The organism is Actinokineospora alba (assembly GCF_004362515.1).
GTDB lineage: Bacteria > Actinomycetota > Actinomycetes > Mycobacteriales > Pseudonocardiaceae > Actinokineospora > Actinokineospora alba.
Genome location: NZ_SNXU01000001.1, coordinates 6,433,377 through 6,452,389, shown reverse-complemented (window position 1 = coordinate 6,452,389; position 19,013 = coordinate 6,433,377). Strand labels below are relative to the sequence as shown.

Below are 19,013 nucleotides of genomic sequence, written 5' to 3'. Positions count from 1 at the left end.
TTATCCTTGAACGGTTCGGGGAAAGCCGAGGGGGTTGTCGGTGCGCAGTTCCGGCGGCAGCAGGTGCTCCGGCCAGTCCTGGTAGGCGATCGGCACGAGCCAGCGGTCAATGGCGGCCGTGCCGACGGATGTGTGTGCGGGGGCGGTCGAAGCGGGCCAAGGCCCGCCGTGGTGCATGGCCCAGCAGACGGCGACGCCGGTGGGCCAGCCGTTGTGGACGAGCCTGCCGACGCGGGTGCGCAGGATCGCCGCGACCTTCAGCGTCGCGGAGTCGTCTGCGCCCGCGTGCACGGAGCCGGTCAGGCTGCCGGGCAACGCTTCCAGCGCGGCGAGCAGGGTGTCGAGGTCCCGGTAGGTGACCACGAGACCGCTGGGGCCGAAGGTTTCCTCGGTGAGCGACTCGGCCCGGGCGACGAAATCCGCCGCGTCCGTGGCGAACACGACCGGTGCCACCGCCCAGGCGCCTTCGCCCGCGGTCCCAGTCGCCAGCACCCGCGCGGGGCCGGCGGCCGTGTGGTCCACATAGGAGCGGTGGATTCCGGGGCTGAGCAACGGGCCCGCGGTCGTGCCGCCGACCGCCTGGGCGATCTCATCGAGCAGCACGGCGTCATCCGGGACGAACAGCAGACCCGGGTTCGTGCAGAACTGTCCCGCCCCAAGCGTCAGGGAAGCGGCGTAGCCCTCGGCAACGCCCGAAGCGCCGGGCAGAACCACCACAGGGTTCACGCTGCCCAGTTCGCCGTAGAACGGAATCGGGTCCGGCCTGCCCTGGGCGAGGTCGAACAGCGCCCGGCCGCCCGCGAGCGACCCGGTGAACCCGACCGCGCGAATCCCCGGATGCCGGACCAGCGCCGTCCCCGCCTCCCGGCCCGTGACCAGCGCGAACACGCCCTCGGGCAGGGTCCGACGCAGGATCTCGGCGACGGCCAGGGAGGTACGCGGGTGCGCCTCGTGCGCCTTCACCACGACCGGGCAGCCCGCGGCCAGCGCGGACGCTGTGTCCCCACCGGCGACGGAGAAGGCGAACGGGAAGTTGCTCGCCGAGAACACCGCCACCGGCCCGATCGCCTGGCGGGTCCGCCGCACATCCGGTGGACCTGGGGAGAACACCACGTTCAGATGTGCACCAGTCCGCAGCAGCGAGGCGAACATCCGCAGCTGGCCCGTGGTCCGCCCGACCTCCCCGGTGAGCCGGGGGACACCGAGCGCGGTCTCCGCGTCCGCGATCTCGACCAGCCGCGCGCAGTCCGCGTCGAGCGCGTCCGCCACCGCGTCGAGCGCGAGCGCCCGGTCGGCAGGCGACGTGTCGGCCCAGGTCCGGCTCGCCGCGGCCACGACCGCGTCGACTTCAGCAGCAGCCGTGGCGGGCACCGGTTCCCCGACAGGTGCGGCGGTGCGCGGGTCAAAGCCCTGCACGGCGCTCATGAACGTCCTCCCTGATCCAGCTTGGGCGAGCAGAACGCCCCGCCCAGGAACCTGTCGTACTCGTCGGCCTCCACGGTGACCTCGCCCGCGTAGTCCTCGGCGTTGTCTTGCGGCTCGTAGCCCAGCGAGCGGGCCTCCGCAAGCGACCACCACGCCCGGGTGTTCGCCGAAATCCCCCACACCACACGGAAACCCGGTGAGGGCGCGCTCAAGGCGGCCTCGACCAACCGGGCGCAGTCGTCCGGAGAAAGCCAGGTCGCGAGCATCCGATCCGTGGAAGGCCGCTCGAAGCACGAGCCGATGCGCAGGCAGACCACGTCGAGCCCGTAGCGGTCGTGGTACAGGCTGCCGAGCGCCTCCCCGGCGACTTTGCTGACGCCGTAGAACGTGTCCGGGCGGGGAAAGCCGTAGTCGGGGGCCTCGGCGCCGTCGTTCGGGTGGAACCCCACGGCGTGGTTGCTGCTGGCGAAGACCACGCGCGGGACCCCGGCCCGGCGGGCGGCCTCGAACACCCGGTACGTGCCGTCGATGTTGACCGCGGCGATGTCGTCCCACGCGTGCTCGGTGCTCAGCCCGCCCAGGTGCAGCACCGCGTCCATGCCCCGGCAGGCCTCGGTCATGGCGTCGAGATCGGTGACCGACGCGGTCACCGCCTCCTCGCCCGCGCCTGGGGTGACCGGGGCGATGTCGAGCAGCCGCAGCACCCGGTCCGGGCGGGCCAGCCGGGGTCGCAGCATCGTGGCGACGCCGCCCGCGGCGCCGGTGATCAGCAGGTTCATCGGGGAGACCTCGCTCGGCACAGTTGGGCGATCTCGTCGGCGGCGGCCATGAGCGCCTCCACCACCTCTCGTTCGTGGTCGTCGCTGATCCGCGACTGCGGGATGGAGCAGCTGATCGCGTCGACCGTGGGCAGGTTGGGAATGGCCGTCGCGTAGCAGGTCAGGCCGGGGGTGTTCTGTCCCTGCTCGAACGCCCAGCCGCGCACCCGGGCCTCGGCCAGTTCGGCGCGCAGCTCGTCGTGGTCGGTGACGGTGTCCGGGGTCAGGGCGATCAGCTTCGCGGGCAGGATCGTGGCGACCTCGACCTCGTCGATGGTCGACAGCACGGCCTTGCCGAGCGAGGTGGCGTGCGCGGGCAGCCGCCTGCCGATGCGCGAGGTGACCCGCAGGTGGTGCTGGGACTCGCGGCTGGCCAGGTAGACCATGTCCGGCCCGTCGAGCCGTGCCAAGTGGACGGTCTCGTCGAGCTGGCGGCGCAGCCGGGCCAGCACCGCGCTGGCGACCTGCACCACCGGGTCGCGGTCGAGGAAGGTCGCGCCCGCCCGCAGCGCGCTCAGGCCGACGCTGTAGCCGGTCCCGCGCTCGTCGGTCTCCACCCAGCCGCGCGCCACCAGGGTGCGCAGCAGGCCGTGCAGGCTGGACTTCGGCACGTCGAGTTTGCGCTGCAGTTCGCTGAGGGTGAGCCTCCGCTCGGACCCGGCCAGCAGCTCCAGGATGTCGATCGTCCTGGCCGCCGACTTCACCGAGTCCGGACGCGGCCCCCCGCTCGCCTCACTGACTGTCATCGGTTCTCCTCGTTGCGTTTCCTTCGCGAAACCCGGCGGACACCCCTGCTTGACACCGGGTGTGGGCAGTCTTACGGTTCCGCCCCACAGTTCGCAAGTATGACCGACGTTCACATACATGAACCCTGGAGTTCCGGTGCAGATGCTCGACCGGGTGTTGTTCTTCCCCGTAACGCCGTTCGACGCCGCGGGTGCGGTCGACTTGGACATGTTCACCACGCACCTGGAGCAAGGGCTGGCCGCCGGACCCGGCGGAGTCTTCGTCGCCTGCGGCACCGGCGAGTTCCACGCGCTGGAGCCGGTCGAGTACGAGGCGCTCGTGCGCCGCGCGGTCGAGGTCACGGCGGGTGCCGTCCCGGTCTACGCGGGAACCGGCGGGTCACTCCCGCTGGCCAGGCAGTTCAGCCGCGCCGCCCAGGGAGCGGGCGCCAACGGCCTGCTCATGCTGCCGCCGTACCTGGTGGCCGCGCCGCCGAGCGGGATGGTCGCCTACACCCGCGAGGTCGCCGCCGCGGCCGACCTGCCGGTCATCGTCTACAGCCGGGGCAACGCGGTGTTCGACCCGGAGACCGCCGCCGAGGTCGCCACCATCCCCAACGTGACGGGCTTCAAGGACGGCCGCGGCGACCTCGACCTGCTGGGCCGGATCGTGCTGGCCGTGCGCGGCGCGCTCAACGGCAGCGGAAAGCCGTTCCAGTTCTTCAACGGCATGCCGACCGCCGAGGTGACCGTCCCGGCCTACCGCGGGATCGGCGTGACGCTGTACTCGTCGGCGGTGTTCTGCTTCGCGCCGGACATCTCGCTGGCCTTCTTCAAGGCCGCCGCGACCGGCGACGACGTGCTGATCGACCGCTTCCTGGTCGACTTCTTCCACCCGCTGGTCGAACTGCGCAACAAGGTCCCTGGCTACGCGGTCTCGCTGGTCAAGACCGCCGTGCGACTGCGCGGGCTCGACGTCGGCACCGTCCGCCCGCCGCTGGTGGAGCCGTCGCCCGAGCACGTCGTCGAGCTGGAGCGGATCATCGCCGCCGGGCTCGCCCTCACCGCCGCGGCGGTGGCCGGATGAGCGTCCCCATCACCGGCGTCACCCTCACGCCCGTCGCCTTCGCCGACCCGGCGCTGCTCAACGCGGTCGGCGTGCACGAGCCCTACGCGATCCGCACGATCATTGAGGTGCACACCGCCGACGGCGTCACCGGGCTCGGTGAGACCTACGCCGACACCGGCCACCTCGACCGGCTGCGCGCGGTCGCCGACGCGATCGTCGGCCACGACGTCTTCGCGCTCAACGCCATGTTCGCCACCGCCAAGCGCGTCCTCTCCGGCAACACCGGGGCCGACGGCCACGGACTCACCGGGATGATCACCACCAGCGGCACCGTCGACCGGGTGTACTCGCCGTTCGAGGTCGCCTGCCTTGACGTGCAGGGAAAGCTGCTGGGCCGTCCGGTCTCGGACCTGCTCGGCGGCGCGGTCCGGGAGGCCGTCCCGTTCAGCGCGTACCTCTTCTACAAGTGGGCCGCGCACCCCGGCTTCGAGCCGGATTCGTGGGGCGAGGCACTCGACCCGGCGGGCATCGTCGCGCAGGCGCGCAAGATGGTCGACGAATACGGCTTCACCGCGCTCAAGCTCAAGGGCGGCGTCTTCCCGCCGGACGAGGAGATCGCCGCGATCCACGCCCTGCGCGCGGAATTCCCCGACCTGCCGCTGCGGCTCGACCCGAACGCCGCGTGGACGGTCGAGACCTCCATCAAGGTCGGCGCCGAACTCGACGGCGTCCTGGAGTACCTGGAGGACCCGACCCTTGGGATCGAGGGGATGGCCGAGGTCGCCCGCGCGGTGCCGATGCCGTTGGCCACCAACATGTGTGTCGTCTCCTTCGACCACCTCAAGCCGTCGGTCCTTCAGGACGCGGTCGGCGTGATCCTCTCCGACCACCACTACTGGGGCGGCCTCCGACGGTCGGCGCTGCTGTCGGGCATCTGCGAGACTTTCGGCATGGGCCTGTCCATGCACTCCAACTCCCACCTCGGGATCAGCCTCGCCGCGATGGTGCACCTGGCCGCCGCGACGCCGAACCTGACCTACGCCTGCGACACGCACTGGCCGTGGAAGTCCGAGGACGTCATCGAACCCGGCGTCCTGTCCTTTGTAGATGGATCAGTGCGGGTGCCGACCACACCGGGACTCGGCGTGGAACTCGACCGCGACGCGCTCGCCGGGCTGCACGAGCAGTACCTGTCCTGCGGCATTCGCGACCGCGACGACACCGGCTACATGCGCCGGATCGACCCGTCCTACGAGCTGCGCAAGCCTAGGTGGTAACAGTGGTGATGAGTATCGATAAGACAGTCGGCTACGCCTATCCCTGGGACTTCGCCGGTGACCCGGACGCGCCCGCCCGGGCAGCTGAGGTCGGCGTCGACGTGGTGGCCCTCGCCGCCGCGTACCACACGACCAGGGTTCCGACCCCGCAACACCCGACGCGCAGGCTGATGACCACGCCGCACGCGGCCTGCTACCTCCCGGTGCGACAGAGTGCTTGGCAGGGGCGCAGGCTGACCCCGCGCTTCGCCGACTGGCTGGGCGAGCCCGACCCGTTCGGCGCGGCCGCGAAGGCGATCCGCGGGCACGGCTTGGGCGTGTACGCGTGGATGGTGTTCACCCACAGCAGCGTGCTGGGTGCGGCGAACCCGGACCTGGTGGTGCGCAACGCTTTCGGCGAGCCGTACGAGTACGCGCTGTGCCCGAGCGCCGAGGAAGTCGTGGACTACTGCGCGACCCTCGCGAGTGAGATCGTCGTGACCGGTGAGCCGGACGGCGTGATCCTCGAAGCGTGCGGGCGGCTGGGGATCGACCACGGCGGACACCATGACAAAGTGGACTTCGCGCAGTGGACCGCGACGCAGAAGCGGCTGCTATCGCTCTGCTTCTGCGCCGCTTGCGAACAACTTTACGCCGGTGCGGGCATCGACGCACGTCGGCTGGCCGCCCAGGTGCGGTCCTGTGTGGACGTCGATGGGGCAGGGCCGGAGTCGGTGGAGGAAGCGCTCGGCGCCGATCTCGCCGAAGCCTTGGCGAGAGTCCTGGCCGACACGGCGGTCACGATCCGCCGACGCGTCGTCGACAGCGCCCGGGCCACCCGCCCGGACCTGCCGGTGACCCTGCACGGCGCCGCCGACCGCTGGGCCACCGACGCCTTCACCGCCATCGGGGGGCCACTCGGTTCCGATGTGGACAGTGTGGTGGCGAACTGCTGGGCGGGCGGAGACGCCGCCGTCGCCCGGCTGCGAGAGATGTCCGCGGCTGTCGGCGACGACATCGCGGTCGGGGGATATTTCCGGCCGGACACCGTCCGACCGCCGGAGGGACCGTCTCTTGAGGACTGGGCGGGCGAGTTCGCCGCCGCCGGTCTGAGCGAGCTGCACCTCTATCACCTGGGGCTGGTGCCCCGATCGGCTTCGGCCGTGCTGCGGGCGCTCGTCGCCGCGGCCAAACTCCCTCACCCCCAGCGCGCCGGGGCGACCCGCGCGAACGAGTCCCAGATAGGTGGTCTGTAGATCATGACCCGAACCGGGCGGCTGCGCCGTTCCATCAGTTTCGCCGCGCTCGGCCTCAGCGCCCTGCTCGCGGTGTCGGCCTGCGGGTCGCCGAGCGACGCCGGAAGCGGTGGGGGCTCCGGCGAGTTCACGTACTGGTCCATGTGGCAGGAGAAGGAGCCGCAGGCCCAGGTCATCAAGGCGGCCATCGACTCCTTCACCAAGGACACCGGCGTCAAAGTCGACGTCCAGTGGCACGGCCGCGAGGTGATGAAGAAGCTCACCCCGTCGCTGCGCACCAAGGCCGCCGCGGACCTGGTCGACCAGTCGATGAACCAGCTCGGCAACGGCCTGTCCAACACCGGCCAGGCCGCCGACCTGACCTCGGTCTACAACCTCGAGGTTCCCGGCGAGGGCAAGAAGGTCTCCGACGTCATCCCGTCGAAGTACGTCGACTACCTCAAGGACAAAGAGGGCAAGCCGTTCATGGTGCCCTACGAGGTGACCGGCGAAGGCCTGTGGTTCAACGCCAAGCAGGTCCCCACCGAGCAGCCGCAGACCTGGGACGACCTGGTCAAGCTGCTCGACGCCGCCAAGGCCAAGGGCGTGTCCCCGCTGGCCCTCGACGCCGACAACACCGGCGTGGCCAAGTACTGGCCGCTGCTCACCCTGATCCGCGCCGTCGGCCCCGAGGGCATGCAGAAGCTGGCGAGCGACCGCACCGGCGCCGCCTGGGACGACCCGAAGGTCCTCGACGCGGTGACCAGGGTGGAGAAGCTGGTCAAGGGCGGCTACTTCGCCCCCGGCTACAACTCCGGCCAGTACCCGGCGCAGCAGAACCTGTGGGCGCAGAACAAGGCCGCCTACATCCTGCAGGGCTCGTGGGTGACCAGCGAGACCAAGACCTACGCCGCGCCGGGCTTCGAGTACAGCTCCGTGCAGCTGCCGCGGATCGACGGCGGCACCGACGCGGTCGGCGTCAACTTCTTCGGCTTCGGCATCCCCAAGACCGCCAAGAACTCCGATGCGGCGGGCAAGTTCATCGCGTACTTCCTGAACAAGTCGCGACTGGAAGGCATCAGCACCAAGGCCGACAACATCACCCCGCGCTCCGACATCCCCGCCCCCGCGGCGCTGGAGAGCCTGAGCAAGTCGTTCCAGGACAAGGCGGTCTACCCCTCGGGCGCCGCGCTCGGCCTGAAGTTCGGCGGCTGGGAGTCCACCGCGTTCCAGCCGGTCGCGCAGTCCCTGGTGCAGGGCAAGACCAGCGCCGCGGACTTCGTCAGCCAGGTCAAGGCGAAGTCGGTCGAGTTCTGGAAGACGCAGGGCTGATGGCTGTGACCCTCGAGCAAGCGAACCTCGAGCAGCGGTCCGCGAGCCGCCGGGACTCCCGGCGGCCCGCGGGGCCCCGCCCGGTGCGCGGCGGGCAGTCGCCGCTGGCCCGCAGGCAGCGGCGGATCTTCGGCCCGTTCCTGGCGATTCCGCTGGCGTTGTACCTGGTCCTGTTCATCGGGCCGACGCTGTACTCGGTGTACGCCGCCTTCACCAACTGGGACGGCATCAACACTCCGACCTGGCGCGGCACGGACAACTTCACCGCGCTGTTCGACGACCCGCTGTTCCTGGAGTCCTTTTGGAACACGCTGCTGATCCTGGTCGTGGTCGGCATCGGCATCTTCGTGCTCGCGTTCAGCTTCATGCTGCTGCTGCGGGACATGAAGGGCAAAGGCTTCGTGCGCGGGGTGATCTTCCTGCCGCACATCGTCTCGCCGATCGTGCTCGCCATCTTCTGGGGCTTCCTGCTCCGGCACGACGGCCTGCTCAACGCGCTCATCGTCAAGTTCGGCGGCGAGCCGGTGGCGTGGATCGGGCCGGACAGCGCCTTCCTGATGATCATGATCGCGATGGTGTGGATCAGCACCGGCTTCTACGTCGCGATCCTGATGGCGGGCGTCGACCGGATCCCCGGCTACTTCTATGAGGACGCGTCGCTGGCCGGTGCGTCGGCGTGGCAGAAGCTGCGGCACATCACGCTTCCGCTGTCGTGGGACGTCATCGGTGTGGCCGCGGTGCTGTGGACGATCAGCTCGGTCAAGGTGTTCGAGTTCATCTACGCCTTCGGCGCCAGTCAGGGGCAGATGCCGCCCGCCTACGAGTGGAACGCCGCCGTGTTCGTCTACGGCGTCACGTTCGGCGGCGCCACCCCGCAGTACCGCTTCGGCTACGCCTGCGCCTCGGCCCTGGTGATGCTGCTGCTGGTCACCGGCATGGTCGCGCTCCTGCGTCGGGCCATGCGCCGCGACGCGGTCCAGTTCTAGTCCGGAGGATCCAGTGACAACACGTATCGCCACGCGCACCACCCCACGCATCCCAGTACTGCGGCCGATCGGCACCACCGCGGTGTGGCTGTTCGTCTCCTTCTGCCTGTTCGCGTTCCTGTTCATGCTGATCAGCTCGGTCAAGAGCAGCAGCGAGATCCTCAACACCCCGTGGTCGCTGCCCGCCGCGCCGGACTTCGGCAACTGGAGCCGGGCGTGGGTCGACAGCGGCTTCGGCGCCGCCGCGATCAACACGCTGGTGCTGGTCGTGACCGCGTCAGTGGTCGTCGTCGGCGTCTCCGCGCCCGCCGCCTACGCGCTGAGCAGGCGCCGAGGCGGGCTCTCGGCCGGGCTGACCATGTTCTTCGCGCTCGGCCTCGGCATCCCGCTGCAGATCATCGTGCTGCCGCTGTACTCGGTGCTCGCCGAGTTCGGGCTGATCGACAGCCTGTTCGGGCTGTTCCTCGTCTATGTCGCCACCCACCTGCCGTTCACCGTGTTCCTGCTGACCGGGTTCTTCCGCTCACTGCCCAACGAGTTGGAGGAGGCGGCGGCGCTGGACGGGGTGTCGGCGAGCGGCACGTTCTTTCGGATCATGCTGCCGCTGGCCCGCGGCGGCCTGGTGACCGCGCTGCTGCTCAACGCGATCGGGCTGTGGAATGAGACGCTGCTGGGCCTGATGTTCATCCAGAGCAACGAGAACTACACGCTCTCGCTCGCGCTGATCGGGTTCATCCAGCAGCAGCAGTACAACGGCGCGGACTACGGCGCCCTGTTCGCCGGGGTGTCGATCACGATTCTGCCGATGCTGCTGCTCTACCTGTGGCTCGGTCGGCGGATCACCGAGGGCCTCACGGCGGGACTGGGCAAGTGAGCCGGTTCGGCGGGAAGACCGCCCTGGTGACCGGTGCCGCCTCCGGGATCGGCGCGGCCACCGCGCGCAGACTCGCCGCTGAGGGCGCGTCAGTCGTGGTGACCGACATCGACGACGACCGCGGTCAGGCGATCGCGCTCGAGATCGACGGCCGCTACCTGCGCCTGGACGCCACGCTTCCGGGGGACTGGGCTGTCATCGCGGAGGCCGTGCCCGCGCTGGATGTGTTGCACCTCAACGTCGGCCGCAACCCGCCGGACCGGGCGCAGCCGCACGAGCTGGCGGTCGAGGCCTGGGACGAGGTGCAGTCCACGACGCTGCGCAGCGCGTTCCTGGGCGTCCGCGCCATGGTGCCCGCGCTGCGCGAGCGGGGCGGCTGCATCGTGGCCACCGGCAGCATCCACGGCCTGGTCGGACTGCTCGGGGCGACCGCGTACGCCGCGGCCAAGGGTGGGCTGCACGCCATGGTCCAGCAGTTGGCGGTGGAGTACGGCCCCGACCTCCGGGTCAACGCCGTCGCGCCGGGGCCGATCCGCACCCCGGCGTGGGGTGACTGGACCGGCGCCGAGCACATCGCGCGCACGGTCGCCCGGCGGGCCGGAACCCCGGAGGAGGTGGCCGCGGTGATCGCGTTCCTGGCTTCGGCGGACGCCTCCTACATCACCGGCGCGACCATCCCGGTCGACGGCGGCTGGCACGTCAACGGTCTGTAGAGGAGACCTGGTGAAGATCACCGGCTTTGAGCTGTTCCGGGTGCCGCCGCGCTGGCTGTTCCTGCGGGTCGACACCGACGAGGGCATCGTCGGCTGGGGCGAGCCCATCGTGGAGGGGCGGGCCGAGACCGTCGCCGCCGCTGTCGGCGAGCTGTTCGACTACCTCATCGGCGCCGACCCGATGCGGATCGAGCACCACTGGCAAACCATGGCCAAGGCCGGTTTCTACCGCGGCGGCCCGGTCCTCTCCAGCGCGCTGGCGGGCATCGACCAGGCGTTGTGGGACATCAAGGGCAAGGCGCTGGGGCTGCCGGTGCACGAGCTGCTGGGCGGGCCGGTACGCGACAAGGTCCGCATCTACGGCTGGCTGCGCGGCGACACCACGGCCGAGTTGGTCGAGTCCGCCCAGGCCCAGGTGGGTGTCGGCTTGACCGCGGTCAAGCTGAACCCGTGGGGTCTGGTGTCCGGTTTGGACACGGCCGCGCGGGTGCACGAGATCGTGGACCGGGCGGCGGCGGTGCGCGAGGCGATCGGGCCGGACCGCGACTTCGCCCTGGACTTCCACGGACGGTTCACCGGAGCCATGACGCGGCGGGTGCTGCCGCTGCTGGAGCCGCTGCTGCCGATGTTCGTCGAGGAGCCGGTGCTGCCCGAGTTCAGCTCGGACCTGGCGCGGATCACCGCGTCGACCAGCATCCCCATCGCCACGGGGGAGCGGCTCTACTCACGGTGGGACTTCGACCCCGTGCTGCGGTCCGGCATCGCCGTCGCCCAACCAGACCTGTCGCACGCGGGCGGCATCTCCGAGTGCCGCCGCATCGCCGCCGCCGCGGAAACCCATGACGTGTTGGTCGCACCGCACTGTCCACTTGGCCCGATCGCGTTCGCGGCGTCGCTGCAGTTGGACTTCGCGGTGCCGAACTTCCTGATCCAGGAGCAGAGCCTCGGCCTCGGCTACCACCCGGACAGCGAGAAGCTCGGCTACCTGGCCGACGACTCGGTGTTCGCCTCGACCGACGGCCACATCGACCGGCCGCTCGGGCCGGGGCTGGGCATCGAGATCGACGAGGACGCAGTGCGTGCCGCGGCGGCGAACCCGCACCGATGGCGCAACCCGGTGTGGCACCACGCCGACGGCTCCCTGGGGAGCTGGTGATGACCCCGGAGATCGTCGTCGACGCTGGCGCCCGGCTCGGCGAGGGCCCGGTGTGGGACGTGCGCGCCCAGCGGCTGTACTGGGTCGACATCCTCGGCAAGTCGGTCCACGTGCACGACCCCTCGGGCTTGGCTGACGAGGTCTTCGACGTCGGCACGCACGTCGGATCGCTCGCGGTGCGCGAGCAGGGTGGGCTGGTGCTGGCGGTGGCCGATGGCTTCCGCGCCTTCGACTTCGGCTCGACCTCGGAGATCGCCGTGGTGACGCACCCCGGACCGCCGGCGCGGTTCAACGACGGGAAATGCGATCCGTCCGGGTCGTTCTGGGCTGGGACCATGCCTTACGACCAGGAGCCAGGGGCGGGGATCGTCTACCGGCTCGACCCCGATCACAGCGTGCGGCCGGTCCTGCCGGGGGTGACCGTGTCGAATGGGCTGGACTTCACCCCGGACGGCCGGACCCTGTACTACATCGACACACCCACCGGCCGGATCGACGCGTTCGACGTGGACGCCGGAGTGCTCTCCGGGCGTCGGACGGTGGTCGAGGTCTCCGCGGGCTCACCGGACGGGCTCACCCTCGACGCGGACGGCTGCCTGTGGGTGGCGCTGTGGGGTGGGTCGGCTGTGCACCGGTACACCCCGGACGGTCGGCTGGACCGGGTGGTCGACTTCCCGGTGTCCCGACCGACTTGCCCGGTCTTCGGTGGCGCGGACCTGGGCACGCTCTACGTGACGTCCGCGTCGGTGGGTGTCGACGAGCCGCACGCGGGAGCGTTGTTCGCCCTTGAGGTCGGCGTCAAAGGCCTGCCCGCCAACAGGTTTGGTGGGTGAGCCATGGACGTGGTGACTTTCGGCGAACTCATGGGCCTGATGGTGGCCTACCCGGGCGACCCGCTACGGCACGCCCACGACTTCCGGCGCGGCATCGCCGGGGCGGAGGCCACGGTCGCGATCGGCCTGGCCCGGCTCGGCTACCGCACCGGCTGGTTCGGCAGACTCGGCGATGACGCCTTCGGCCACGCTGCGCTGGAGGTGTTGCGTGCCGAGGGGGTCGACGTCAGCCGGGTCGGGCTCGACGCCGAAGCGCCGACGGGAATGCTGGTGCGTGACGCGCACGCTGTGCGGCGGATCAGTGTGCAGTACTACCGTTCGGGTTCCGCGGCCAGCTTGATGCGGCCTGCTGATCTGGACCCGACCTATATCGCGGGTGCGCGCGTGTTGCACGTCACCGGGATCACGCCCGCGCTGTCGGAGTCCTGTTTGGACACTGTGCGGGCTGCTATCGAGCTGGCGCATGAGCATGGGGTGGTGGTGTCGTTCGATCCGAATCTTCGGTTGCGGTTGTGGTCTGCTGAGCGGGCGGCTGCTGTGCTGGGCGAGCTTGTGGTCGGCGCGGACCTGGTGCTCACGAGTGACGAGGAAGCGCTCGTGATGACTGGGCAATCGGACCGGTCGCTGGCGGCCAAGTGGTTGCTGGACCGTGGTTCTCGGTTGGTGGTCGTCAAGGCTGGTGCCGATGGGGCTTGGGCCAGCGATGGGGTGGATGAGTGGGCGGTGCCTGCTTTCTCGGCTGCTGTTGTGGATCCGGTCGGTGCTGGGGACGCGTTCGACGCGGGGTTTCTCTCGGGCTGGCTTGATGGGGTGTCTGTTCCTGACTGCCTCGCGCGGGGGGCCGCTTGTGGGGCGCTCAACGTCCAGGCTCTGGGTGACATCGACGGTTTGCCTTATTCGGCCGACCTTGTTGCCGCGCTGGCTGTGGATTCGGAGGTGGACCGGTGAGCTGTGGTCGGGTGCCTGTTTGGGTGGTTCGCCTTGATTTGGGGCCCCTCGAAATGGGGCTGTGCGGGTTAAAAGGCGAGGCGAAGGAACCTCACCCGCACCGCGAGTTTAGCCCCATTTCCCCCAAATCAAGGCGAACCACCCAAACAGGCCGCTGGGATCGGCCCGTTGCGATTGGTGGGTGGGGCGGTACTGCCACGACTGCCATCGCCATCGGCACCGGCACGACTGCCGCCGCCACCGGCACAGGCATGACTGCCACTGCCACCGCTACCGGCACCACTGCCGCCGATGGCAACGGCACGAGTGCCATCGCCATCGGCACCGCCGCCACGACTGCCACGACTGCCGCCGCCACCGCTGGCGCCGGCATCGGCACGACTGCCGCCGCCATCGGCACCGCCGCCGCCATCGGCACCGCCGCCGGCACCGGCACTACCGCCGCCACCGCCATCACCACCACAGACGCGGGGGTGGGACGGTGAGCGGGTATCTCTGGCAGCGCACGGGTGCCATCGCAGCCGGGCGGGTGGTGGGCATCTTGCGGTCCGCTGATGCGGAGAGCGCGGTCGCGGCAGGGGAGGCGCTGGTTTCGGCTGGGATCACCGTCGTCGAGGTCTCGCTGGTCACGCCGGGTGCTCTCGATGCCATCCGAACCCTCGCCGCCACACCGGACGGGCGGATGGTCGGCGCGGGCACAGTCCTGGACGAGGCGAGCGCGCGGCTGGCGATTCTGGCAGGGGCGACCTTCCTGGTCTGCCCCACCGTCGTGCCCGAGGTCATCGCCTGTGGAAACCGCTACGGCGTCCCGGTGCTGGCGGGCGCGCAGACGCCGACCGAAGCCGTTCGTGCGGCCGAGTTCGGGGCCGCGCTGGTGAAGCTGTTCCCCGCCGGGGAACTGGGGCCCGCCTATCTGAAGGCGGTCCGGGCGGCGCTCCCGCACATCGGGTTCGTTCCGACCGGGGGGATAACCGGGGACAACGCCGGGGAGTGGTTCGCCGTGGGAGCGGTGGCCGTGGGGGTCGGGGGATCACTGACGTCGGGTGCGCCGGAGTCCATCCGGTCCCGTGTCACCGACTTCCTCGCCGGTCTGGGCGATGGAATGGATCAATCAGGAGGTTGATCGTGAGGGCACCAACACGCAAGGCAGGCATTCGCAAGCTCGCTTTAGGCACCGTCATCGCCGTGGGGGCGGGCGGGGCGATCGCCCTGTCCATCCCGCCGGCGGTGGCGGCGGACACCACGTACTACGTCGACTGCTCGTCGACCGCGACTCCCCAGGGAACCCTGACTAATCCCTGGAACGCGCTGAGCCAGGTCAACGCCACCATTTTCGGCCCCGGTGACCAGGTGCTGTTCAAGCGCGGCACCACCTGCACCGGCCAGTTCGTCGGCCAGGGCTCCGGCGCCTCGGGCAGCCCGGTCACCGTCGGCGCGTACGGGACCGGGACGGCCCGAGCGGTGATCAACGGCGCCGGTGCGGCCAATGCCATGTACCTCAAGGACCTCAGCCACTGGACGGTCAAGGACCTGCGCCTGACCAACCCCAGCGCCACCCGCGCCGAACGCAACGGCATCCGGGTCGAGACCACCACGACCGCGGCCAAGGCGGGCATCGTCATCGACGGTCTCGAAGTGGACAACGTCGCCGGTTGGGGCGACAAGACCGGCACCAACGCGCCGTGGTTCTCGCGGTCCGCGGGCATCATCGTGCTCGCCTCGTCCACGGCCGGACCGGTCAACGGCCTCCGCATCGTGAACAACAACGTCCACGACACCGGCGGCGGTGGTATCAAGATCTCGACCAAACCCAGCGCCTACCACACGAATGTCTACATCGGATCGAACCGGGTCATCAGCGCGGGCGGCGACGGCATCGTCGTGCACGGATCGGACGCCCCGCTGGTCGAGAAGAACCGGGCGGACAACCTGGGTGGCGGCGCGTATCCGTTCGTCGCGGGCAACTTCGCCGGGATGTGGCCGATCAACTCGAAGAACCCGGTGTTCCAGTTCAACGAGGTCACCCGCAGCTACCCGTCGAGCTTCGACTCCACGGCCTGGGACTGCGACGGCGCGATCGTCGGCACCTGCACCTTCCAGTACAACTACTCGTCCAACAACGCGGGCGGTTTCCACCTCGGCTGCCAGGCGTGCACCAACCTGGGCAACAACAACGCCAAGGAAGTCATCCGCTTCAACGTCTCCCAGGACGACTGCCGGGTGGCCCAAGGCCCCAGCACCACGGCGCCCATCGAGTTCTACAACAACACGTTCTTCTGTTCCAGCAAGCCGTTGACCCTCGATCTGCCGACGGCGAACACGAAGATCTACAACAACATCTTCTACGCCGCGTCCGGAACGTTCCCGAGCGGAGCGGGTGTCACCTACGGCACCAACCTGTACTACGGCGGAATCACCGCGCCGACGGCCGACACCACGGCGGTCAAGGCCGACCCGAAGCTCAACTACCCGGGCGGCGCGGTGGAAATCGCCAGCGTGGGCGGCTACAAGCTCACCACCGGCTCACCCGCCCTCAACGCGGGCACCCCACTGTCCACACTCGGCGCCCGCGACTTCTGGGGCGCGACCGTCCCAAAGGCGGGCGGAACGGTCAACATCGGCGCTGACAACGGTTCCGGCGTGTCGGCGAAGACGTTCAGCTCCCTCAAGGAGGCGTTCAACAACCACGGCATCACCAGGGACGCCAACCCGCAGATCGGCGGCTACTCCCTCAGCGGCCGCAGCTTCTCCGCCGAGGCATTGGCGGCGAAGGGCTTCACGTACGGCCCGGTCACTTCCGGCGGCGTCACGTTTGACTGGGCGCAGCAGTACATCGGCTTCCCGGACAACGTGAAGGCCACGGGCCAGAAGATCACTCTGTCCGGCTCGGGGACCAAGGTGGCACTTCTCGGCTCCGGCGCGTACGGAACCCAGACCGGCACCGGCACCCTGCACTACACCGACGGCACCACGTCCACCTACACCCTGTCGTTCGCCGACTGGTGGACCAGCACCCCGGTGGCGGGCACCACGGTCGCCGCCATCACCGACTACCACCACAAGAAGCCCACCACCTACAACAACCCGACCACCGGCCGCGACGAACAAGACGTGACCCTGTTCCAAGGGAGCATCCCGATCACCGCGGGCAAAACGGTCGCCGCGATCACCCTGCCCAACGTCGGCGGCCCACTGGCCAACGCCGGCCTGCACGTGTTCGCCATGAAGATCGCCTGAGTTCGGTATCCCCAGACCGGGTCGGGCAGGTTCCCCTCCTGCCCGACCCGGTCTGGGGACACGCACTAGTCGCCGATGATCCAGCTGATCCGTCGAGTCATGTACCGCTTGCGCAGCTCAGGATCGAGCACCGCCGCGGTGTCGTCAGTGACAGTCGCGGTCACAGTGTGCGCCCCAGGAGACAACGCGGGCGCCACGAACTGGGTGCCGGTGCCCGCGGGCTGTCCGTCAAGAGTCCAGGACACCGAAGCACCCCCGACAGGCCGAACCCAAGGCGACTCACTCTCATCCGACGCGGCCGCCTCCACCACCCCGGTCTCCTTGTAGAACGCGGCGATCATCGCCTCCCGCCCAGGCAGGTTGAACGCCCGACCCAACGACCGCATCAACGAGTTGTCCGTGGGCCGGTAGACACACCGCGTGTAGTAGCTGGAGCCGGTGTAGGTGTCGACCACCCCGCCGTCAGGCGAGGTCTGACCCAGCCACCGGTACCACTTGGCCTGGTTCTGTCGCATCTGCTCGGCCGTGTACCGGGAAGAGTTGATCTCACGCGGCTCGCGGTACGGATAACAGTCGCCACCGCCATAGGTGTACTCGTCAGCCAATCCGCCGATCGAGTGCCCCAACTCGTGCACCACGATCTGCCCCGCCAACGCGTTGCCGCCCGAGGAGGTCGCCACATTCCCGCCTGCCCCGCCGTACTTCGTCGTGTTCGCCAGCGCGATGACCTGATCGGCGTCATCAGCCGCCGAGGCGTACTGCCGGGCCTTGGTCTCGTTGACGCACAGCAGCCGCTCGACATTGCCGCACCAGAAGTACATGTCCAGCGCCGTGTTACGCCGAATGCCGTAAGAGGGATCGTTGTCCACGCCCGATTCCGCGGAGACCACGTTGACCTGCCAGACGTTGAACTGCCCGCGGTAGGTCTTGAACGGCTCCACCGCCATGAGTTCCGCGAGCTTGCTCCGCACGTGTTCCCCATAGGTGCCGAGCTGGGCGCCGGTGTAGCCGTCACCCACGAAGACCAGGTCGAACCGGCTGGCACTGGGTCCGTTGATCTCGATCGGGATCACCTCGGCCGCCGCCAGCGCCTGGGCCTGCGCAGGCAGTTCGATCGCGGGCCGGGTGACCGGGCGGCGGCTGATCGAGCCGTCCGGGCTGAACACCTCACGCACCTCGGTGACGGTCTCGTCGTCCGGCGCGGCGCTCGCCTGCCGGACATCCGGAAGGCTCACGGCCATCAGGGCCGCGGCCAGTAAGGCCAGGAGTATCGATTTACGGCGCATTGCTGCCCCTTCAATGGCTCAGTCGCAGGGAGACCAACCATCGGATTCGCCAGGGGCCCGCCGGTACTCTCAAAATTCCATCCAGGAACCGTATGGATCTTGCGGTTCCGCGGGCCCGCACTGGCCGGTACGGTCTGGTCAGCGGCCGGGCCACGAATTACCGTGCGGGTCATGGAACTCGAGGTCCGGCATCTCCGTGTCGTCTGCGCGATCGCGGAGACCGGCAGCCTGACCAGAGCGGCCGCGGCCCTGCGGATGGCCCAACCCGGCCTCACCGCCCAGTTGCAGCGCGTCGAGCGGGTCCTCGGCGGCCCGCTGTTCACCCGCGACCGGCGCGGCGCCGTCCCCACCGCCCTCGGCAACCTGGTGTTGTCCCGCGCCCGGGCGGTGCTTCCGGCCCTCGACGACCTCAAGCTCGCCGCCACGCTCAGTTCCGGCGAGTCACTGGCAGTGCTGAGAGTGGGCACGGTGAACGCCGGTTTCGCCGGAGCGCTGATCAGGCGGCTGCGCGCAACGTTCGCCGAGGCCGACTTCACCACCAGGGCCCAGTCCTGCGCCACCCCGCTGATCGAACTGGTCGCCGAGGGAAGGCTTGAACTGGCTGTGGTCGGCGACTGCCCCGGCTACGAGATCGCCCCCCGACCAGGGGTGACGCTGCTTCCGGTGCACACCGAGCCGATCTTCGCCCTGCTCCCGGAGGATCATCCGCTCACCGAACAATCCGAAGTGGACTTGAAGGACCTCGCCGCGATCGAGTGGACGCTGCCACCGGACGACGACGACCGCGTGTGGGAGTACTACACCGAGGTCTTCGGGCAGTCGGGCGTCGAACCCCGCATCGCCCACCAGGTGGAGGGCGTCCTCGTCTTCGACCTGATCCGCAGCCTGCGGGTGGCGTCGCTGTGCCAGGCCACCTGTGTTCCGCCGGATGGCGTAGTGGTGCGTCCGATCAGCCGAACCCCGCTGTGGTACCGGCATGTGCTCGCCTGGAACACCAACGGCCCCCTCGCCGCCCACGCCGACACACTCGCCGAGCTGGCCCACGACTCGTACGAGGAAACCGCCACCCGCAGCCAGACCTACGGCGAGTGGCGGCGCGCCCAGCTGCGCTGAGCACGCC

18 protein-coding genes are annotated in these 19,013 nt (G+C 69.6%); 14 read left to right on the top strand and 4 right to left on the bottom strand.

Annotation, left to right across the window (positions count from 1 at the left end; all coding sequences use genetic code 11):
* From C8E96_RS29235 to C8E96_RS29225, 3 genes are read right to left on the bottom strand one after another with little or no spacing between them, the layout of a single operon-like run.
* Positions 1 to 1,425 carry an aldehyde dehydrogenase (NADP(+)) gene (locus C8E96_RS29235; RefSeq protein WP_091377869.1) on the bottom strand — a complete coding sequence of 475 codons (1,425 nt, stop codon included), beginning with the start codon at positions 1,423 to 1,425 and terminating at the stop codon, positions 1 to 3.
* A complete protein-coding gene (locus C8E96_RS29230) occupies positions 1,422 to 2,204 on the bottom strand; it encodes an NAD-dependent epimerase/dehydratase family protein (RefSeq protein ID WP_091378248.1) in 783 nt (260 codons plus the stop codon). Before C8E96_RS29230 ends, C8E96_RS29235 begins: the two co-directional genes overlap by 4 nt.
* Complete coding sequence (locus C8E96_RS29225; RefSeq protein WP_091377873.1) at positions 2,201 to 2,989, bottom strand: IclR family transcriptional regulator; 789 nt, start codon at positions 2,987 to 2,989, stop codon at positions 2,201 to 2,203. The genes C8E96_RS29230 and C8E96_RS29225 overlap by 4 nt, the downstream gene beginning before the upstream one ends.
* A 118-nt stretch (positions 2,990 to 3,107) precedes the next feature.
* On the opposite strand from C8E96_RS29225, the gene C8E96_RS29220 reads away from it, so the two are divergent.
* The 13 genes from C8E96_RS29220 (at position 3,108) to C8E96_RS29160 (ending at position 16,607) form a co-directional block, all read left to right on the top strand.
* Positions 3,108 to 4,055, top strand: a complete 948-nt coding sequence (locus tag C8E96_RS29220; protein WP_228770009.1) for a 5-dehydro-4-deoxyglucarate dehydratase — start codon at positions 3,108 to 3,110, stop codon at positions 4,053 to 4,055.
* Positions 4,052 to 5,314, top strand: a complete 1,263-nt coding sequence (locus tag C8E96_RS29215; RefSeq protein ID WP_091377875.1) for a glucarate dehydratase family protein — start codon at positions 4,052 to 4,054, stop codon at positions 5,312 to 5,314. Before C8E96_RS29220 ends, C8E96_RS29215 begins: the two co-directional genes overlap by 4 nt.
* 8 nt (positions 5,315 to 5,322) lie before the next feature.
* Entirely contained in the window at positions 5,323 to 6,549 is a 1,227-nt protein-coding gene (locus C8E96_RS29210) for a hypothetical protein (RefSeq protein WP_176926785.1), read from the top strand.
* 3 nt (positions 6,550 to 6,552) lie between these two features.
* Complete coding sequence (locus C8E96_RS29205) at positions 6,553 to 7,860, top strand: ABC transporter substrate-binding protein (protein WP_091377879.1); 1,308 nt, start codon at positions 6,553 to 6,555, stop codon at positions 7,858 to 7,860.
* A complete protein-coding gene (locus C8E96_RS29200) occupies positions 7,860 to 8,846 on the top strand; it encodes a carbohydrate ABC transporter permease (RefSeq protein ID WP_091377884.1) in 987 nt (328 codons plus the stop codon). Before C8E96_RS29205 ends, C8E96_RS29200 begins: the two co-directional genes overlap by 1 nt.
* 13 nt (positions 8,847 to 8,859) lie before the next feature.
* The gene (locus tag C8E96_RS29195; RefSeq protein WP_228770010.1) at positions 8,860 to 9,720 is read left to right on the top strand and encodes a carbohydrate ABC transporter permease; all 861 of its coding nucleotides are present in this window, start codon (positions 8,860 to 8,862) and stop codon (positions 9,718 to 9,720) included.
* Positions 9,717 to 10,433: an SDR family NAD(P)-dependent oxidoreductase gene (locus C8E96_RS29190; RefSeq protein WP_091377886.1), complete on the top strand. Its 717-nt coding sequence runs from the start codon at positions 9,717 to 9,719 to the stop codon at positions 10,431 to 10,433. The genes C8E96_RS29195 and C8E96_RS29190 overlap by 4 nt, the downstream gene beginning before the upstream one ends.
* Before the next feature lie 10 nt (positions 10,434 to 10,443).
* Positions 10,444 to 11,589, top strand: coding sequence for a galactonate dehydratase (gene dgoD, locus C8E96_RS29185; RefSeq protein ID WP_091377890.1), 1,146 nt, complete (start codon positions 10,444 to 10,446; stop codon positions 11,587 to 11,589).
* Positions 11,589 to 12,422 (top strand): SMP-30/gluconolactonase/LRE family protein, encoded by an 834-nt coding sequence (locus tag C8E96_RS29180; protein ID WP_091377893.1) that lies wholly within the window; start codon positions 11,589 to 11,591, stop codon positions 12,420 to 12,422. The genes dgoD and C8E96_RS29180 overlap by 1 nt, the downstream gene beginning before the upstream one ends.
* A gap of 3 nt (positions 12,423 to 12,425) precedes the next feature.
* The gene (locus tag C8E96_RS29175; RefSeq protein ID WP_091377897.1) at positions 12,426 to 13,370 is read left to right on the top strand and encodes a sugar kinase; all 945 of its coding nucleotides are present in this window, start codon (positions 12,426 to 12,428) and stop codon (positions 13,368 to 13,370) included.
* Positions 13,371 to 13,621: 251 nt separating this feature from the next.
* The gene (locus C8E96_RS29170; RefSeq protein WP_091377901.1) at positions 13,622 to 13,855 is read left to right on the top strand and encodes a hypothetical protein; all 234 of its coding nucleotides are present in this window, start codon (positions 13,622 to 13,624) and stop codon (positions 13,853 to 13,855) included.
* Positions 13,852 to 14,493: a bifunctional 4-hydroxy-2-oxoglutarate aldolase/2-dehydro-3-deoxy-phosphogluconate aldolase gene (locus C8E96_RS29165; protein WP_091377904.1), complete on the top strand. Its 642-nt coding sequence runs from the start codon at positions 13,852 to 13,854 to the stop codon at positions 14,491 to 14,493. The genes C8E96_RS29170 and C8E96_RS29165 overlap by 4 nt, the downstream gene beginning before the upstream one ends.
* Before the next feature lie 2 nt (positions 14,494 to 14,495).
* Positions 14,496 to 16,607 carry a right-handed parallel beta-helix repeat-containing protein gene (locus C8E96_RS29160; protein ID WP_133794856.1) on the top strand — a complete coding sequence of 704 codons (2,112 nt, stop codon included), beginning with the start codon at positions 14,496 to 14,498 and terminating at the stop codon, positions 16,605 to 16,607.
* Between the two features lie 65 nt (positions 16,608 to 16,672).
* Here C8E96_RS29160 and C8E96_RS29155 read toward each other — a convergent pair whose 3' ends face one another.
* On the bottom strand, positions 16,673 to 17,893 hold the full coding sequence (locus tag C8E96_RS29155; RefSeq protein ID WP_091377910.1) for a M64 family metallopeptidase: 1,221 nt from the start codon (positions 17,891 to 17,893) through the stop codon (positions 16,673 to 16,675).
* 171 nt (positions 17,894 to 18,064) lie between these two features.
* On the opposite strand from C8E96_RS29155, the gene C8E96_RS29150 reads away from it, so the two are divergent.
* Entirely contained in the window at positions 18,065 to 19,006 is a 942-nt protein-coding gene (locus C8E96_RS29150; RefSeq protein ID WP_091377913.1) for a LysR family transcriptional regulator, read from the top strand.
* Positions 19,007 to 19,013 lie beyond the last annotated feature (7 nt).

Bases quoted from the DNA above. Each gene is read 5' to 3' on its own strand.
- C8E96_RS29155 (WP_091377910.1), bottom strand. From the start codon at position 17,893: ATGCGCCGTAAATCGATACTCCTGGCCTTACTGGCCGCGGCCCTGATG.
- C8E96_RS29180 (WP_091377893.1), top strand. From the start codon at position 11,589: ATGACCCCGGAGATCGTCGTCGACGCTGGCGCCCGGCTCGGCGAGGGC.
- C8E96_RS29225 (WP_091377873.1), bottom strand. From the start codon at position 2,989: ATGACAGTCAGTGAGGCGAGCGGGGGGCCGCGTCCGGACTCGGTGAAG.
- C8E96_RS29175 (WP_091377897.1), top strand. From the start codon at position 12,426: ATGGACGTGGTGACTTTCGGCGAACTCATGGGCCTGATGGTGGCCTAC.
- C8E96_RS29235 (WP_091377869.1), bottom strand. From the start codon at position 1,425: ATGAGCGCCGTGCAGGGCTTTGACCCGCGCACCGCCGCACCTGTCGGG.
- C8E96_RS29215 (WP_091377875.1), top strand. From the start codon at position 4,052: ATGAGCGTCCCCATCACCGGCGTCACCCTCACGCCCGTCGCCTTCGCC.
- C8E96_RS29200 (WP_091377884.1), top strand. From the start codon at position 7,860: ATGGCTGTGACCCTCGAGCAAGCGAACCTCGAGCAGCGGTCCGCGAGC.
- C8E96_RS29220 (WP_228770009.1), top strand. From the start codon at position 3,108: ATGAACCCTGGAGTTCCGGTGCAGATGCTCGACCGGGTGTTGTTCTTC.
- C8E96_RS29205 (WP_091377879.1), top strand. From the start codon at position 6,553: ATGACCCGAACCGGGCGGCTGCGCCGTTCCATCAGTTTCGCCGCGCTC.
- C8E96_RS29210 (WP_176926785.1), top strand. From the start codon at position 5,323: ATGAGTATCGATAAGACAGTCGGCTACGCCTATCCCTGGGACTTCGCC.
- C8E96_RS29230 (WP_091378248.1), bottom strand. From the start codon at position 2,204: ATGAACCTGCTGATCACCGGCGCCGCGGGCGGCGTCGCCACGATGCTG.
- C8E96_RS29150 (WP_091377913.1), top strand. From the start codon at position 18,065: ATGGAACTCGAGGTCCGGCATCTCCGTGTCGTCTGCGCGATCGCGGAG.
- C8E96_RS29170 (WP_091377901.1), top strand. From the start codon at position 13,622: ATGACTGCCACTGCCACCGCTACCGGCACCACTGCCGCCGATGGCAAC.